At 62.2% G+C, this 16,010-nt stretch carries 13 protein-coding genes and 2 pseudogenes; 7 read left to right on the top strand and 8 right to left on the bottom strand.

The features are described 5' to 3' along the window. Nucleotides 1–31: 31 nt before the first annotated feature. Complete coding sequence (locus tag AC0L28_RS03530; protein WP_473475561.1) at nt 32–679, top strand: cysteine hydrolase family protein; 648 nt, start codon at nt 32–34, stop codon at nt 677–679. Between the two features lie 73 nt (nt 680–752). Here AC0L28_RS03530 and AC0L28_RS03525 read toward each other — a convergent pair whose 3' ends face one another. From AC0L28_RS03525 to AC0L28_RS03490, 8 genes are all read right to left on the bottom strand, one after another. Continuing rightward, nucleotides 753–2,432: a formate--tetrahydrofolate ligase gene (locus AC0L28_RS03525; protein ID WP_473475559.1), complete on the bottom strand. Its 1,680-nt coding sequence runs from the start codon at nt 2,430–2,432 to the stop codon at nt 753–755. Nucleotides 2,433–2,739: 307 nt separating this feature from the next. Beyond that, nucleotides 2,740–3,135 carry an ester cyclase gene (locus AC0L28_RS03520; protein ID WP_473475557.1) on the bottom strand — a complete coding sequence of 132 codons (396 nt, stop codon included), beginning with the start codon at nt 3,133–3,135 and terminating at the stop codon, nt 2,740–2,742. A gap of 158 nt (nt 3,136–3,293) precedes the next feature. Beyond that, nucleotides 3,294–4,436 (bottom strand): DUF2333 family protein, encoded by a 1,143-nt coding sequence (locus AC0L28_RS03515; protein WP_473475555.1) that lies wholly within the window; start codon nt 4,434–4,436, stop codon nt 3,294–3,296. A 32-nt stretch (nt 4,437–4,468) separates the two neighbouring features. Next, the gene (locus AC0L28_RS03510; RefSeq protein ID WP_473475553.1) at nt 4,469–5,773 is read right to left on the bottom strand and encodes a DUF6638 family protein; all 1,305 of its coding nucleotides are present in this window, start codon (nt 5,771–5,773) and stop codon (nt 4,469–4,471) included. A 220-nt stretch (nt 5,774–5,993) separates the two neighbouring features. Beyond that, nucleotides 5,994–7,904, bottom strand: a complete 1,911-nt coding sequence (locus tag AC0L28_RS03505) for an AAA family ATPase (protein ID WP_287260205.1) — start codon at nt 7,902–7,904, stop codon at nt 5,994–5,996. 24 nt (nt 7,905–7,928) lie between these two features. Next, nucleotides 7,929–9,074, bottom strand: a complete 1,146-nt coding sequence (locus AC0L28_RS03500; RefSeq protein WP_027151017.1) for a hypothetical protein — start codon at nt 9,072–9,074, stop codon at nt 7,929–7,931. A gap of 29 nt (nt 9,075–9,103) precedes the next feature. Continuing rightward, nucleotides 9,104–10,192 (bottom strand): hypothetical protein, encoded by a 1,089-nt coding sequence (locus tag AC0L28_RS03495; RefSeq protein ID WP_023799959.1) that lies wholly within the window; start codon nt 10,190–10,192, stop codon nt 9,104–9,106. A 222-nt stretch (nt 10,193–10,414) separates the two neighbouring features. Beyond that, complete coding sequence (locus AC0L28_RS03490) at nt 10,415–11,026, bottom strand: thymidine kinase (RefSeq protein WP_287375412.1); 612 nt, start codon at nt 11,024–11,026, stop codon at nt 10,415–10,417. 236 nt (nt 11,027–11,262) lie between these two features. Here AC0L28_RS03490 and AC0L28_RS03485 point away from each other — a divergent pair, with 236 nt between their 5' ends. The 6 genes and pseudogenes from AC0L28_RS03485 to clpS (AC0L28_RS03460) all read left to right on the top strand — a co-directional run. Beyond that, nucleotides 11,263–12,210 carry a choline ABC transporter substrate-binding protein gene (locus AC0L28_RS03485; RefSeq protein ID WP_287073496.1) on the top strand — a complete coding sequence of 316 codons (948 nt, stop codon included), beginning with the start codon at nt 11,263–11,265 and terminating at the stop codon, nt 12,208–12,210. 160 nt (nt 12,211–12,370) lie between these two features. Then, complete coding sequence (gene choW / locus AC0L28_RS03480) at nt 12,371–13,225, top strand: choline ABC transporter permease subunit (protein ID WP_023799956.1); 855 nt, start codon at nt 12,371–12,373, stop codon at nt 13,223–13,225. Then, nucleotides 13,222–14,403 (top strand): choline ABC transporter ATP-binding protein, encoded by a 1,182-nt coding sequence (choV, locus tag AC0L28_RS03475; protein WP_473475550.1) that lies wholly within the window; start codon nt 13,222–13,224, stop codon nt 14,401–14,403. Before choW ends, choV begins: the two co-directional genes overlap by 4 nt. Nucleotides 14,404–14,597: 194 nt before the next feature. Next, nucleotides 14,598–14,903 carry an ATP-dependent Clp protease adapter ClpS gene (gene clpS, locus AC0L28_RS03470; protein ID WP_473475548.1) on the top strand — a complete coding sequence of 102 codons (306 nt, stop codon included), beginning with the start codon at nt 14,598–14,600 and terminating at the stop codon, nt 14,901–14,903. Between the two features lie 195 nt (nt 14,904–15,098). Beyond that, nucleotides 15,099–15,737 (top strand): annotated as a pseudogene (locus AC0L28_RS03465) (VOC family protein); the annotation flags it as partial. Nucleotides 15,738–15,748: 11 nt separating this feature from the next. Continuing rightward, nucleotides 15,749–15,865, top strand: a pseudogene (clpS, locus tag AC0L28_RS03460) (ATP-dependent Clp protease adaptor ClpS); the annotation flags it as partial. Nucleotides 15,866–16,010 lie beyond the last annotated feature (145 nt).

Below are 16,010 nucleotides of genomic sequence, written 5' to 3'. Positions count from 1 at the left end.
CCATCAATGTCAAACGGGAAAGGAAAACTCCATGTCGGACTCAGCCAAAGGCAAAGCGCCACGCCGTGCCCTCATCGTCGTCGACGTTCAGAACGACTATGACGGCGGCAATCTCGCCATCAAGCACCCGCCCTTCCGCGACACCGTCGCCAATGTGGCACGCGCCATGGACGCGGCCGCCGAGGCAGGCGTCAAGGTGGTGGTCGTCAAGCAGTTGGCGCCGGAAACCTCACCGGTCTTCGCCAAGGGCAGTCACGGCGCAGAATTGCATCCCGAGGTCGCGAGGCGAAACCGTGACCACTACATCGAAAAGACCTTGCCAAGCGCCTTCACCGGCACCGACCTCGAGGAATGGCTGCGCGCCAACGCTATCGATACGATTACGGTCATCGGCTACATGACGCATAATTGCGATTTGTCGACCGTCATCCACGCGGTCCATATGGGCTTTGCCGTCGAGTTCCTGTCGGATGCGACGGGGTCGCTGCCCTATGCCAACAGCGCCGGCTACGCCTCGGCCGAGGACGTCCATCGCGTGGTGACGGTTGTCCTGCAGTCGCGCTTCGCCGCCGTTCTCAAGACCGCCGAATGGATCGACTGCCTGAAGACCGGCGTGCTGCCCGAGCGCGATATGCCCTACGCCTCCAACCAGCGCGCGCTGGCACGCAACGCCGCTTAGAAGTTTGGCGCGGCCAAGCAAAAGAGGGCGCCGCATCGCTGCGGCGCCCTTATCTTTCCGGCCTTCGAAATTCTCAGAACAGGCCTTCGATCTGGCCCATCTCGTTCAGGAATATCTTCTCCGAGGACGGTGCCTTGGGCAGGCCGGGCATGGTCATGACCTCGCCGCAGATGACGACGATGAAGCCGGCGCCGGCAGACAGCCTGACCTCGCGCACCGGCACAGTGTGGCCGGTCGGCGCGCCGCGCAGGTTCGGATCGGTCGAGAACGAATACTGCGTCTTGGCCATGCAAACCGGCAAATTGCCGTAGCCGGCGTGCTCCCAGGCGTGGAGCTGGTCGCGCACCGACTTGTCGGCGATCGCTTCGGATCCGCGATAGATGCGCTGGACGATGGTGTTGATCTTCTCGAACAGCGGCATGGTGTCGGGATAGAGCGGCGCAAACTGCGAGGAGCCGGATTCGGCCAGCGTCACCACCTTGTTGGCGAGTTCCTCGATGCCGGCCGAGCCGTGGGCCCAGTGCTTGCACAGGATCGCCTCTTCGCCCATCGAGGCGACGTAGTCCTTCATCGCCCTGATTTCAGCGTCGGTGTCGGAATAGAAATGGTTGATGGCGACCACCGCAGGCACGCCGAACTGCCTGACATTCTCGATGTGACGGCCGAGATTGGCGCAGCCCTTCTTCACCGCCTCGACGTTCTCCTTGCCGAGGTCTTCCTTCTTGACGCCGCCATTCATCTTCATGGCGCGCACGGTGGCGACGATGACCGTGGCCGCCGGCTTCAGGCCGGCCTTGCGGCACTTGATGTCGAAGAACTTTTCGGCACCGAGATCGGCGCCGAAACCGGCTTCGGTGACGACATAGTCGGCAAGTTTCAGCGCCGTCGTGGTGGCGACGACCGAGTTGCAGCCATGCGCGATGTTGGCGAAGGGGCCGCCATGGACGAAGGCCGGGTTGTTCTCCAGCGTCTGCACGAGGTTGGGCTGCATGGCGTCCTTGAGCAGCACGGCCATGGCGCCGTCGGCCTTGAGGTCGCGGGCATAGACGGCCGACTTGTCGCGGCGATAGGCGACGATGATGTCGCCGAGGCGCTTTTCCAAATCCTTCAGGTCGGTGGCGAGGCACAGGATCGCCATGACCTCCGAGGCGACGGTGATGTCAAAGCCGCCCTCGCGCGGAAAACCGTTGGCGACGCCGCCGAGCGAGCAAATGATCTCGCGCAGTGCGCGGTCGTTCATGTCCATGACGCGGCGCCAGACGACGCGGCGGATGTCGATACCGAGTTCGTTGCCCCAGTAGATGTGGTTGTCGATCAGCGCCGAAAGCAAATTATGCGCCGTGGTGATGGCATGGAAATCGCCGGTGAAGTGGAGGTTCATGTCCTCCATCGGCACGACCTGCGCATAGCCGCCGCCGGCAGCGCCGCCCTTGACGCCGAAATTCGGCCCGAGCGAGGCCTCGCGGATACAGATGATGGCCTTCTTGCCGATGCGGTTGAGACCGTCGCCGAGGCCCACCGTCGTCGTCGTCTTGCCTTCGCCGGCCGGCGTCGGGTTGATGGCGGTGACGAGGATCAGCTTGCCGTCCTTGTTTGCCTTCACCGACTTGATGAACTCGGCCGAGATCTTCGCCTTGTCGTGGCCGTAAGGCAAAAGATGCTCGCTTGGAATGCCGATCTTCTGGCCGATCGCCTGGATCTGCTTCTTGTCGGCGGCGCGCGCGATCTCGATGTCGGACTTCACTTCGGCCATGGCGGCTTTCCTCTGGATTGGACGGTGGAGGGGACGGGTTTGATCAGTGTGGTCGCAAGCCTGTTCGGAACAGCCTGGCGCTGCAGGCGAGGGCACGTTCTACCCCTGTGGCTGCCGTGGCGTCAACTTGCATGCAACTATGTTTCCTATAGAGAAAGACGGCTCCTGGTCGACCTGACCCGGATCTTCGCGGGTTGTCGCGCCGTATAGAAGCCAGAGCACGCGCCGTCCTGCCGTCTCAAAACAGCCGCGGAATGCACGGAATGCGACAGGGTTGGAACGCCGGTCGGCGCTTCGAGCGGTGGCGCTAGAATGCGCCGATCTGGTGCATCAGCCCCAAGCCGTCAAGCTGGCCGAAATGTTCGACCACGATGCCGTTCTCGACGCGATCAATGTTAATCACACCAACCGAGACGCAATTTCCGCTCGGTGCGACGCCGTGGAAGATGCCGGTGTGCGTGCCCTGAAAGCGACCGCGCGTGACCACCTTGTCGGCATCGCCGATATAGTCGTCGATGACGTGATGTCCGTCCGGGAATCCAACAAAGAATTCGGTCAGCGATTTTCGCCAGTCATCGAAGCCGATCGGATTGGCGCTGGCGAGATGAACGGTGAGATCCGGAGAGACCAGACCGGCCAGTCTATCCCAGTCCCGCGCATCGATCGTGGCATAGAGATTTCGGGCAATTTCCCGGATATCCATCGCGTGTCCTCGCTGGCTGCCGCCCACGGTTGAACGACGGCGAGACGATCAGGTTCCGCTCCTCGCAATGCGCAGCCGAACTGCCGCGTCAGCACGTTGCCGATCCCGACGGGGCCAGCGGTGATTCAAGCCAAGGCGTCTTTCACCAATCGCTTGCTTCACCGATCCAGGACAGACCTGACCTCGACGAGGTTCGATCGAACCCTAAGCACATAGAAACCCATCGTGGTGAGGTGGGTGGGCATGATCCAGCCATCCTCGCGGCCGTTGGAGATTATCAGAGGCTGGATGGCGAGCGCTGCCTTGAGCTGGCCTTCCACGCTGTTCCACAGCGGCGTGAGGCCGCGATTGTCGAGGATCTGCTGAAAATCGTGATGCGCCGCCGTCAGGATGCCATAATAGCCGTAGAGCTGGCCGTAGGCGAACCAGAAGCGGTCGTCAGCGCGCGTGTCGAACCAGCCGCTGTTGAAGTTCTGCGAACGGTCACGGATCAGGTCCGACGTCGAGCCTATGTCACTCGCGATCCGATCGACGAACTGCAACAGATTGTCGGCGCGCGCGTTGAAGACAACCTCGCATTTCATGAGCCGGTCGTTGAAGGCGCGAAGGCTGCTCGCCGCCGTGCGATAAAAACTCGGCGTCGGGGTTTTCGGACCAAAGGGCCTGAGGCCGAAGTACCAGGTTTCCTCGTCGAAGGTGATCGCGCCGCGCGCATCCTGCAGGTTCTGGTCGATCTGGCTGGTGCCGCGGACGCGGCCCAGCGTGTCGACAAGCTCGACCGTGGTGCGCCGGATGGCCTGATTGACCCCGCGCTGGAAGGAGGCCTTGTTGTCGAGAAACGGCGTGCGGTCCCAGTCCATGCCGAAGAGCCCGAGCTTGTAGAGTATCATCGACGAGATCCAGGCATTCTCGTTGACGTTGAAATCGATGAGATCGGCTGTCACCTGGACAATGGCCGAGTGGGTGCAGGTCTTGACCTCTCCCTCGACGCCAGCAGTTTCCCCGGTGGCGGAAGGAGCGGGCTGTGCCGGCGTGGTTCCGGCCGGCTGCGTGAACCTATATGCTTCCGCATAGGCGGGATTGAAATTGCTCCAGACCTGCGTGTTCCAGATGAAATAGCCGTAGAGGCCGATCAGCATGAGCAGAGCGAGGCCGAGCACCGTCTTCAGGATCCAGCCGCGCTGCGTATACCAGCGCCCGGCCCACATGAACGGCCACAGGATCACGCCGACGGCGAAGCCGATGCCGCGGCCGATCCACTGGAACATCCGTGTGAAGAAGTTCACGATCGGATCAAGCATGGCGATGTCACCCCTCGTCAGTCAGCCGGCCTTCAATCGCTAAGGCCGTAGAGGCGTGTGCGAAACGCCACCTTGTCTTTCAGATATGTGGTTTTCAGAACGTCCACAACATGCGATCGCCAGGCGTCGCTGAAGCCGTCATAGTCCCTGTAAAAACCCGGTTTGTTGAAGACGTAGCGCGAGACGAAATCCTGCGGCACGAAATCCGAGATCAGCTGGTTGGTCAGCCAGGCGTCGGGATGTCCGGGCTTGGCCCGGATCGTCAGGAAACGCTGCTGCGGGAACACGTCCTCGACCTTGAGATAGCCGAGGTGAGCGATCTCGCGTTTGGCGGCGTTGAGGAAAGGAAAATTGCCGTCCCTGGTGATCAGGTCGGCATGGCTGTGGATCCAGGTCTGCAGCCAGACCTTGTCGACGTCAGTCAGGTTGCGGTCGGGCTCGGCGTCGCGGATCAGCGCGCGCACCACCATTTCGGCGCGATGCTCGAGATAGCCTGATGTTTCGATCCACGAGGCCCGCGGCAGTTCGATGCGGCCGGTCGCGGCGAGGAACTTGAACACCCTGTCGGCATCGTTGATCGAGAGGTAGCTCACCTGCCACGGCCGCGAGCGGCGGAAGCCGGGTGCTGCCGGGTCGCTGATCACCGTCGTCATGTCGGGGTCGATGAACACATAGAGCCCGCCGAAATGGCTGGTCCAATAGGCGCTGTGGCGAAAGATCACCTGATCCGGCACCAGCGCGTTCTCGCGGATGTCGCCGCAGATCTTGGCAAGCTCGACCATGCGGGTGAGCATGGCGCTGTCGCGCCAGGCGTCCGGCTCCTGCTTCAACCGGTCGACGAGCTTGCCGAGTTCGGCGGCTTTGCCGAGCACGTCCTCCGCCGACAGCACCTTGAACTCGACTTGGTTGATCGACAGCAGGTCCTCGATGTCGTCGACCTTGGGGACCGAATCCTCGATCTCGCCGTAGATGACATCCTTGATGGTCAGCGCGTCGATGGCGCGCTGGTTCGTCGACATGAACTCGAACATCAGCTGCGAGGTGTTGGAAAAGGCGGTGTGGACCACCGGCAGGTCGACCTGCGACGGCGTCAGGAGGATGAAGCGGCGATTGATCTCGTTGGGATCGAGGTAGCTGTAGTCGCCGCATTCCTCGGCCACTTGCGGCGAGAAGCCGGTGCGGTCGATCTCGAAGCTCTTCAGCTTCGTCGGCTTCAGGCCGAAGGCGACCAAAGCCTTGTTGTAGCGCTGGATCAGATGTGGCTCGTCGATGGTCAGCAGCCGGCCATAGATCAGCTCGTTCTCGCGCAAAAGGTCGGACTTCCTGGCGGGGCTCATCTATCTCTTCTCCCCGTTCACGGGGAGAAGGTGCCCGAAGGGCGGATGAGGGGCGCGGGCATCCCTTCTCCCCTTGTGGGAGAAGGTGGATCGGCGCGTAGCGCCGAGACAGATGAGGGGTGCTGGACGGAGCGCCATCGGCGCCAAGCTGGAGCACCCCTCATCCGTCGCCTTCGGCGACACCTTCTCCCACAAGGGGAGAAGGGAGCGTCGGCGCGTCTCACGCATTCCACAGGCCCTTCTTCTTCAGCTCCTCGATCTCGCGGACCGCGCGGTCGCGCAGGCGGGTGTCGCGGATCATCTTGGTCACTGCGGCGTCGTCTGACTTGTCGGAATAGCGGAACTCCGAGTCGGCGTAGCGGTTGACCTCCTGCATGACCATGTCCATCGAGAACGGGCCGCGCAGTTCCTCGATCATCGCCTTCTTGTCGTCGTAGCTCTTGTGCATGAAGACTTCAGGCTTCTCGAACCATTCGTCCGGCAACTCGATGTCCATGGCGCGCATCTTGATCGCATCGGTGACATTCTTGATGGCGCGGCCGGTGAAGCGCGGCTCGGCCTCCTTGATCATGTGCAGATAGGTGCCGATGTCGGCCATCGACTTCGGCGCGCCGTTCTCCTTCATGTAGCGCTCATAGACCTTCATCAGCCCGTCTTCCCTGGGCTTCTCGTGCTCTTCATAGGCCTCCATCACCGCGCGCTGGATTTCTTGGGCGGCATAGAGCTTGTGGTCGCCGAGCGGGATCTTGTGGTTCTTGCCGGCGAGCAGCACGAAGATGTCGATATAGTCGTCGCGCGTTTGGGGCCCATCGACCAGCCAGCGGGCGCCGGCGCGTTGGCGCAGCGCGTCGTCGACGTTTTCGGGATAGTTGGAGAACATGCCGAAGGAGCAGTTGCCGCGCACCACCGTGGCCGCACCCCCGAATGCGTCCATCAGGACGCCGGTGATTTCCTGCTGGCCGGCCGAGGCGCGATCGTCGGAGCGGCGGGCCGCCACCTGGTCGATATCGTCGATGGTGCCGAAGCCGATGACGCGCGAGTTCAGCACATTGTTGATGAACTGGCGGCAGTTCTGGCCCGACTTGCCCTGGTAGGAGGAGATCTGGTCGACGCCGAAATTCTCGTAGGCGAAGGGATAGCCGGCGACCTGGCAGTAGCCGTTGACGAGACCGGCGATCATCTGGATCAGCGTCGTCTTGCCGGTGCCGGGCGCGCCGTCGCCGATGAAGGTGAACAGGAAGCCGCCGAGCTCGACAAACGGGTTCAGCTCGCGCTCGAAATCGTATGCCATCAGCATCTTGGCGAGCTTGACCGACTGGTATTTGGCGATGTGGTTGCCGACGACCTCTTCCGGCTTCTTGAAGGTCATCACCAGCGGCTTCGACCGCTTGCCCGGCGCGACGTCGAAGCCGTCGAGGGTGAAGTCGTCGACGTCGATGCGGATATGCGCATTCTCAAACGGACCAATGCCGTCGAAGCGGCCCTTTCGCGCCAAAAGCCCGTCGATGACGACACGGGCGAATGCGCGCGCCCGGGTCATCAGATCGGCGTCGTCCTTCGCGCCTGCTATCGCCCTGTCGAGGCCGGCTACGATCGATTTCACCGCGTCCTGCGGCGTGTCGAACAAAAAGTCCGGCTCGGGCGTGTCGTTCGGCGCCTCGCCGTCGCTGTCGATCAGCTGGAACAGATAGGAGGCGAGGCTGAAGGCCGAAATATAGGCCGAGGCCGACAGCAGCTTCTTGAAGGCGGCGGCCTCGTCGCCTTCGAGCGGCGCGCGGGCGTTTTTCGCCTTCAGGCTCTCGAGATCTGAGCCTTCGGCGAAGACATCGGCGATGGCCAGCGCGATCGCCAGCCCGCGCCGGGTGCGATAAAGCAGCATGTGCTGTGCAATGCTCAGCAGCTGGTCGTCGGGATGGACGGCGGCGACGGTCTTGGAAAGCTCGACCTCGCGCGTGCGGCGCACCGAGCCGACCGAGACGGTCGAGACGAAGCGGCGGTTGGTGCCGGCCAGTGCGGTACCGGATTCCCGCGACGGGTCCTCCAGCACGACGATGCGGGTGATGAAGCTCTGCGCGGTGGCGCGGTGCTTTTCGATTGCCGCTTCCGAAATCGTGGTCAGGCCGGTGTCCATGAAGGATGCTCCGCGGTTTGACTGTCAGACGTCACTGATGACCTGTCCTTTGGACAGGATGTGGACCTTGTAGCCGGAAAAGATCTTCTGCGCCTCGCCGGCGGCGTAGAGCGCCTGATAGGCCTCATGCGGGATCAGCGCGTGCTTCTCGTAGCTCGACACGCCTTGTCGCGCCGCCTCCAGATCGTCGGTGTCGATGAAGAATTCCTGCGTCGCCTTCTCGCTCGAAAACAACCCCTTGCGACCTGGCTTTTCGGATTTCGAATAAACCTCCTGGATGGTCCAGGTCAGCAGCCAGGCGTTTTCCGGCTTGCGCACCTTGTCCAGAATGTCGGTCACCGTCGAATTGTTGTCGGTGATCCCGGCCGAATAGAAAGGCCCGAGCACGACGCGGCGCAGCTGCTTGGGGTGGAGTTGCTCGAAATCCTTGTCGAGGTTGACCGCGATCGTAGCCGGCGACAGCGTATAGGCGGAGTTCTTCTCGGTGAAGTCGTCGAAGCGGTGGGCAAGCTCGGGATTGAGCAGTCCTTCAACCGGAAGCGGAATGTCGACCTTTTCGTTGAGCTTGCCATTGCGGTCGACAAGCTGCCCGATCATCTCTTCGGAGGAATCCTCGACCGTCACCATGTAGACCAGCGGCAGGTTGGCGCTGCCGTCGAAGGCTGCCCAATGGGCGAGGTAGTAAGGCCGCCTGGTCTTCGGATTGACCGAGACTTTTGCCGTCTGCGCCAAGGTGAACGGCCCGAAGGTCGTCTCGCTCCTGACGCCTTCCAGATAGAGCCGCTCGGCCATCGACTTCTGCAGCGCCTCGGGGAATTCCTTGTGGCGCAGGATGAAGTCGGCCATTTCCTCGCGCAACTCGTCGGCCAGCGGTATGTTGGCGAGACGCGTATCGGCCTGGCGGCGGTCGTTTTCAAGTTCGAGCACGTTCTGGAAGACCGGAAAGCCGCTTTCGGCGCGCGAGATGCGGAATGTCTCCATGAAGCCCAGCCGGTTGCGCCAGCAGGAAAACGAGTTGTCGAGCCGCGCAATGTATTCGGCGACGATCTTGGCGACGATGCCGTGCCGGTAGAGCGGCGAGCGATCGTCGCGCATGAACACTTCGAGGCCGCTGAGTGCCGCGGTGATCGCCGAGAAATACCGCGTTGCGGCTTCGTTTTCGGGGGTCATGCAGCCAGCCCTTGGGAGATATGCAGCAATTACGACTGCACGTAGTTTGCCGCATTGTGCTTTTTCAGCACGTCGTCGAAGCGGCGGGCAAAGGCATCGTCGGCCAGCTTCTTGCGGCGCTGGATGTCGGCGGTCGCCACCATGTTCTTCTCGTGCATTTCGAGGAGATCGCCAATGTGCTTCTGCGAGGCCGCGCCGATGCCGGCCATGGTTTCCTCGGCGGTGTTGTCGACCTGGCTGCCCAGCGTGTTGATCTTGTGAGCGACGTCCTGCTGGGCGGCGGTCTTCAGCGAATCTTCCAGGGCCTTGTAGAGCACGATGCGCTGCTCGGTATCGATGGTCAGCTTGTTGATCAGCGTCGACTGCGCCGCGATCTGGTTGTTGAGCGAATCGACGAAGGTCTGGAACATCGAGGTGTAGCGCTCCAGCGTCTGGCTTTCGGCCAGCAGTTCCTGCTCCTTGGCCTGCTTCTCGTTGTACTCGGTTGCCAGTTTCGAACGCTCGCCCTCAAGCTCGGTGCGCTCCTTCTGGCTGGTCGAGGCGGCGATCTTGTTCTCGATGTCGAGCAGCATCGGATTGAGCTCCTCGATGCGCTTTTGCACGGTCTCGAGATTCGACATGGTTGCCTTGCGGCGCTCGATCACCTGCGACAGGCTGGCCTCGGAGGTCTTGTAACGCTGGTCGAGGATCTGCTTCTGCGCCTTGAGGATGCCGACGATGGTGTCGGATTTCGCCAGAAGCTCCTGCAGATTGCCGGCCAGCGACATGTTGCGGACGCGGTCGGTGCGCATGCGCTGCTTGCTCTGGTCGGAAAATATGCCGACGAAGCTTTCCCAGCCGGTGTAGTTCTTCATGCTCTCGAATTCGGCGCCGAAGACGTTGGTGGCGTCCTCCAGCCCGATGATCAGGTCGGCGATGTTGCCTTCCATCACCTTCTGCTGCTTCAGCACATCCTCGATGCGGGCGTTCTCGAGGTCGAAATTGGCGTCGCCGATCTTCCTGTCGGTCCTGGCGAGCGTGTCGAGCACGGCGCCGGACTGCTCGATCTTGGTGCGCATGTCCTGCACGACCTGATTGGTCTTGGCAATTTCGGCATCGAAATTCTGCAATGTCGCCATAGGAGCCTCCCGCTTCGGCAATTGTTCGTGTCGCGAACGCCGCGAATATATGTATGGCAAGGGGGGAAGGAAAGGCGGAAGATGCCGCGATACCTCAAACAAAACCCGACCCCATCGGCCTGCCTTCCACCGCTGGTGATTGGCGAAAAGCCGAAGCCGCACCCGATCTCCCCCGCAAGGGCCCGCAAGGGGGGAGATCGGCAGCGTCGCCGACGGCGTTGCTCAGGCCTTGGTGAAGCCGATGAAATCGTCGGGCGCGGCGCGGCCCATTTCCTCTTCCCAATGGCGGCGGCAGAGCGAGACATAAACATCCTTGCCGATCGCCACCTGTTCGCCCTGTCTCGCCACCTTGCCGTCCGCGCCGAGGCGCACGACCATCGTCGCCTTGCGGCCGCAGCGGCAGATGGTGCGCACCTCGCGCAGATCGTCTGCTATCGCCAGGAGCGCGCGCGAGCCGGAAAACAGCTTGCCCTGGAAATCCGTGCGCAGGCCGTAGCACATCACCGGGATGTCCAGCCGGTCGGCGATGCGGGCAAGCTGCCACGCCTGCTCCTCTTCGAGGAACTGCGCCTCGTCGACGAAGACGCAATGCACGGTCGTGTGGTCGTGATGCTCGGCGACCCTGGCGAACAGGTCGTCGCCGTCGCGGAACATCTCAGCCTCCGTCTCCAGGCCGATGCGCGACGAGATCAGCCCGGTGTCGCCCTTGCGGTAGTGGCCGGCGACGAACAGCATCGTCATCATGCCGCGCTCGCGGTAATTGTAGGAGGCCTGCAGCAGCATCGTCGTCTTGCCGGCATTCATCGTCGCATAGTGGAAGTACAGCTTGGCCATGCCGCCCTTTTAAGCCGAGTTGTCCCAACGCGGGGAGGGGGCGTCCCGACGTTCCACCGGAAAAGCGCCTGGCCACCGGAAAAGCGGCGAATCTGTCGCTGGTCGGCCAGCCCGCGCCGTTGATCGCGATTGTCTTATCGCTTGAAACCGCACCAGAATGGTGTTTGGCTGACGAAACAAGGCGGAGACAAATCCGCAATTTCGCTTCGCCGACAGATCACAATGGGAGAATACAGATGTCGCGTATGAAACTACTCGCCGCCGGCTTCGGTCTGGCGGCATTTCTTTCGGCGAGCGGTGCACTCGCCGCCGAGCCGGAAAGCTGCAAGCCGGTGCGTTTTGCCGATGTCGGCTGGACCGACATCACCGCCACCACCGCTACCGCCAGCGTCATCCTCGAAGCGCTCGGCTACGAGCCCGACGTGCAGGTGCTGTCGGTTCCGGTCACCTACACCTCGCTGAAGAACAAGGACGTCGACGTCTTCCTTGGCAATTGGATGCCGACCATGGAAGCCGACATAAAACCCTATCTCGAAGACAAGTCGGTCGAGACGGTCGTGACCAACCTGGAAGGCGCGAAATATACGCTCGCCGTTCCACAGCACACCTATGATGCCGGTCTGAAGGATTTCGCCGATATCGCCAAATTCAAGGACAAGCTCGACGGCAAGATTTACGGCATCGAAGCCGGCAATGACGGCAACCGCCTGATCCTCGACATGATCGCCGCCGACAAGTTCGGCCTGAAGGATTTCGAGCTTGTCGAAAGCTCCGAAGCCGGCATGCTGTCGGCGGTGCAGAAGGCGGCCGCATCGGGCGAAGACGTGGTCTTCCTCGGCTGGGAGCCGCATCCGATGAACACCAACATCAAGATGGCCTATCTGTCGGGTGGCGATGAGGTGTTCGGCCCGAATTTCGGCGGCGCGACCGTCGCCACCAATGTCCGGGCCGGCTACACCACCGAATGCCCGAACGTCGGCGCGCTGCTCAAGAACATGGTGTTCTCGCTCAAGATGGAAAACGAGATCATGGGTGCGATCCTCAATGACGGCGCCGACCCGAAAGCCGCGGCCACCGAATGGCTCAAGGCCAATCCGGACGCGATGACGCCATGGCTCGCCGGCGTGACGACCTTCGACGGCGGCGACGCCGCGGCCGCGGTGAAAACCGCACTGGGTTCGTAGCAAACTTACACCTCCCCGTGTGGGGAGGTTCGGCGCGGCACGCGCCGCGGTTGGGATGGTTCGGAACGGAGCATAACCGTGACCATCCCACCCGGCTCGGCTGCGCGGTTCGGCCCACCCCGTCAGGGGAGAGGTGAAGAAGAATGAGGGGACATTTGCCATGGATCCGGTTTCGCAACTGATTTCGAGCTTCAAGATCCCGATCGGGCGGTGGGGCAAGACCTTCTTCGACTTTCTGACCACCAATTTCGAGTGGTTTTTCGACAGTATCGCCGACGGGCTCACCGTCGTTCTCGACGGGCTCGTCGATCTTTTGCTGCTCGTCCCCCCGGTCCTCCTGGTCGCCGCCATAGCCGGGCTTGCCTGGTACCTGCAGAAATCATGGAAGCTGGCGCTTGCCGTCGCGCTCGGCCTGCTCTTCATCGTCAACCAGGATCTCTGGCAGGAAACCGTCGAGACGCTGGTGTTGGTCGTGGGCGCCGCTGCGGCCTCGATGGCCATCGGCGTGCCGATCGGCATCTGGGCGGCGCATAACGAGCGCGGCTACCGCTATCTCCAGCCGGTCCTCGACCTGATGCAGACCATGCCGACCTTCGTCTACCTGATCCCGGTGCTCATTCTCTTCGGCCTCGGCATCGCACCCGGCCTCATCGTCACCGTCATCTTCGCCGCTCCCGCGCCGATCCGCCTGACGCATCTCGGCATCACCTCGGTGCCTAAACCGATGATCGAGGCCGGCGAAGCCTTCGGCGCGACAAAACGCCAGCTGCTGTGGAAAGTCGAGCTGCCGGCGGCGCTGCCGACCATCATGGCGGGGCTGACGCAGTGCATCATGCTCTGCCTCTCCATGGTGGTGATCGCTGCGCTCATCGGCGCCAACGGCCTGGGCAAGCCGGTGGTGCGCGCGCTGAACTCGGTCAACATCCCGCTCGGCCTCGAAGCCGGCCTCGCCATCGTCGTGCTCGCCATCATCCTCGACCGCATCAGCCGCATCGGCACGGGAGCCGCCAAATGAGCGCTGCGGTCGATTTCAAGAATGTCGACATCGTCTTCGGCGCGGCGCGCAAGGAAGCGCTGGCGCTCGTCGACAGGGGCGCAACGCGTCAGGAAATTTTGGAGAAGACCGGCGCCGTGCTCGGCTGCGCCGGTGCCAATTTGACCGTCAACGAGGGCGAGATTTCCGTCCTGATGGGCCTCTCCGGCTCCGGCAAATCGACGCTGCTGCGCGCCGTCAACCTGCTCAACGTGCCGGCGCGCGGCAACGTCATGGTCAAGGACGGCGGCCGCATGGTCGATGTCGCAACCTGCGACGCCGCCACGCTGCGCCACATCCGACAGACGCGGGTCGCCATGGTGTTTCAGCAGTTCGGCCTTCTGCCCTGGCGCACCGTCGCGGAAAATGTCGGCTTTGGGCTCGAGCTTTCCGGCGTGCCCGAAGCCGAGCGCAAGGCGCGCGTCGACCGCCAGTTGAAGCTCGTCGGCCTCGACCAGTGGGCGTCGAAATACGCCCACGAGCTTTCCGGCGGCATGCAGCAGCGCGTCGGGCTGGCGCGCGCGTTTGCCACCGAAGCGCCGATCCTGCTGATGGACGAGCCGTTCTCGGCGCTCGACCCGCTGATCCGGACCAAGCTGCAGGACGAATTGCTGCAGCTTCAGGCCGAGCTGAAGAAGACCATCGTCTTCGTCAGCCACGATCTCGAGGAGGCGCTGAAGATTGGCAGCCACATCACCATCATGGAAGGCGGGCGCATCGTGCAGACCGGCGCGCCGGAAGACATCGTGCTGCGCCCCGCCAACGACTATGTCCGCGACTTCATCGCCAATGTGAATCCGCTCTCGGTGCTGACTGCCTGGAACGTGATGCGCGACCGCCGTGATCTCGACCACGGCGAGGACGGCTGGGTGTGGCTCGACCGCCGCAAGACGACGCGTTTCAAGATCGATGAGCACGGGCTGGTGGCGGCGGCCGAGCGCGATGGCAAGCCGGCGTTCTGGGTGTCGTGCGCCGATGTCGAGGCGCAGCCGGAGGAGACGACGCAGGTATTCTGGGCCAATCCCGGCACCTCGCTGAAGACGGTGATGCTGGCCATGCACCGCTCGCAGACCGCACCGGTGGCGCTGTTCGACGACCAGTCGCGCTTCGTCGGCGCCATCGGCATCAGGGATGTGTTGTCGGCGGTGTTGCGGCGGTAGCTATTTTTAAACGAAACGGCCCGTATCGTTTCTTCGCGGTCTCTGCGCGGCTTAGCGGCGGTCCCACATAAGGCATATACTTGTGAACGGCGGCGCCCCGCCAGGAAGGCGGTTTGCGGGCGGTTCAAAATGGACGATTGCTTTCGTTCATGTCAGGATAAAAGCGAAATTCTTGCGCGCAGTTGCCGGTTCCGATGCCTGAGATCGTCACCAAACCCCGCACCAAGACGAAGCCGAAGATCGAACGGCCGAAGCTCTACAAGGTCATCCTCCTTAATGACGATTTCACGCCGCGCGAGTTCGTGGTGACGGTGCTCAAGGGCGAGTTCAAGCTGAGCGAGGACCAGGCTCGGCGGGTGATGATCACCGCGCACCAGCGCGGCGTCTGCGTCGTCGCCGTCTTCACCAGGGACGTCGCCGAGAGCAAGGCGACACGGGCGACCGATGCCGGCAAGGCCAAGGGCTACCCGCTGATGTTCACGACGGAACCGGAGGAGTAGTGCCGGCTTCCCCTCCTCCCCTTGCTGCGGGAGAAGGTGGATTGGCGTGCAGCGCCAAGACGGTTGAGGGTACTGGACGGAGTGCGGTGATTGACAACTGCTCATCGCCGAGGCACGTTCGCAGCGCTGCGTAGGGCGCATCGGTGTAACGTCGAAAGGGCAATGCCCGCCTATACTGTAACCACAGTTGCGCCCATGCCGAATCTCGAAAACCTCAAAAAGCAGGCCAAGCAATATTTGCGGTGGCACCGCGAACGGTACTATCCGGTCGCAGCCGAGATCAGGGCTGCGTTGCCACGCTTCCAGCATCTCGATGACAATCAGGTACTGGAAGCAAATTTCAAGCTCAGCGACGCGCAGGAACTGATCGCGCGTCAATCGGGGTTCGAGGGATGGCAGGCGCTCAAGACAGGAGCCCCAGCCATGACAGATCAGAAAAAACAGACCGTACCTGCACCCGTTCTGAGTTCAACCTCAGCGCAGTTGTTCGTCACCGACATCAAAGCGTCGTTCGAATTCTTCACCACCAAGCTCGGCTTCGGAGTCGACTTTGTTTACGGCGACCCGGCATTTTACGGACAGGTGACACGTGACAATGCGCAACTCGCGCTGAGGCTGGTTTGCGAACCTGTGTTCGTTGGCGATATACGGCAACGTGAACACCTGCTCTCCGCCGGGATCACAGTCGATACTGCAGACGAGATTAAACAGCTCTTTCTGAATTTTCAGGCCGCAGGGGTGCCCTTTCACTAAGTCCTCAGGAAAGAACCCTGGGGTGCCAGAAACTTCATTGTTATGGATCCAGACGGAAATCTCATTTTGTTTGCTGGCCCGGTGACTGAGCCGTCTGCGTCGTCGCCGTCTTCACAAGGGACGTCGCCGAGACCAAGGCGACTCGGGCGACCGATGCCGGCAAGGCCAAGGGCTACCCGCTGATGTTCACGACGGAACCGGAGGAGTAGCGCGCCCGCTTCCCCTTCTCCCCCTGTGGGAGAAGGTGGATTGGCGCGCAGCGCCAAGACGGTTGAGCGGCGCTGGACGGAGTGCCGTCGCTGCCAAGCTGGAACACCCCTCATCCGACCGAGCGGAGCCTGTCCTCGGGCTTGC

The organism is Mesorhizobium sp. WSM4847, assembly GCF_055811335.1.
This window is presented reverse-complemented; position numbering and strand designations above follow the sequence as displayed.

Bases quoted from the DNA above. Each gene is read 5' to 3' on its own strand.
- AC0L28_RS03530 (WP_473475561.1), top strand. From the start codon at position 32: ATGTCGGACTCAGCCAAAGGCAAAGCGCCACGCCGTGCCCTCATCGTC.
- AC0L28_RS03525 (WP_473475559.1), bottom strand. From the start codon at position 2,432: ATGGCCGAAGTGAAGTCCGACATCGAGATCGCGCGCGCCGCCGACAAG.
- AC0L28_RS03520 (WP_473475557.1), bottom strand. From the start codon at position 3,135: ATGGATATCCGGGAAATTGCCCGAAATCTCTATGCCACGATCGATGCG.
- AC0L28_RS03515 (WP_473475555.1), bottom strand. From the start codon at position 4,436: ATGCTTGATCCGATCGTGAACTTCTTCACACGGATGTTCCAGTGGATC.
- AC0L28_RS03510 (WP_473475553.1), bottom strand. From the start codon at position 5,773: ATGAGCCCCGCCAGGAAGTCCGACCTTTTGCGCGAGAACGAGCTGATC.
- AC0L28_RS03505 (WP_287260205.1), bottom strand. From the start codon at position 7,904: ATGGACACCGGCCTGACCACGATTTCGGAAGCGGCAATCGAAAAGCAC.
- AC0L28_RS03500 (WP_027151017.1), bottom strand. From the start codon at position 9,074: ATGACCCCCGAAAACGAAGCCGCAACGCGGTATTTCTCGGCGATCACC.
- AC0L28_RS03495 (WP_023799959.1), bottom strand. From the start codon at position 10,192: ATGGCGACATTGCAGAATTTCGATGCCGAAATTGCCAAGACCAATCAG.
- AC0L28_RS03490 (WP_287375412.1), bottom strand. From the start codon at position 11,026: ATGGCCAAGCTGTACTTCCACTATGCGACGATGAATGCCGGCAAGACG.
- AC0L28_RS03485 (WP_287073496.1), top strand. From the start codon at position 11,263: ATGTCGCGTATGAAACTACTCGCCGCCGGCTTCGGTCTGGCGGCATTT.
- choW (WP_023799956.1), top strand. From the start codon at position 12,371: ATGGATCCGGTTTCGCAACTGATTTCGAGCTTCAAGATCCCGATCGGG.
- choV (WP_473475550.1), top strand. From the start codon at position 13,222: ATGAGCGCTGCGGTCGATTTCAAGAATGTCGACATCGTCTTCGGCGCG.
- clpS (WP_473475548.1), top strand. From the start codon at position 14,598: ATGCCTGAGATCGTCACCAAACCCCGCACCAAGACGAAGCCGAAGATC.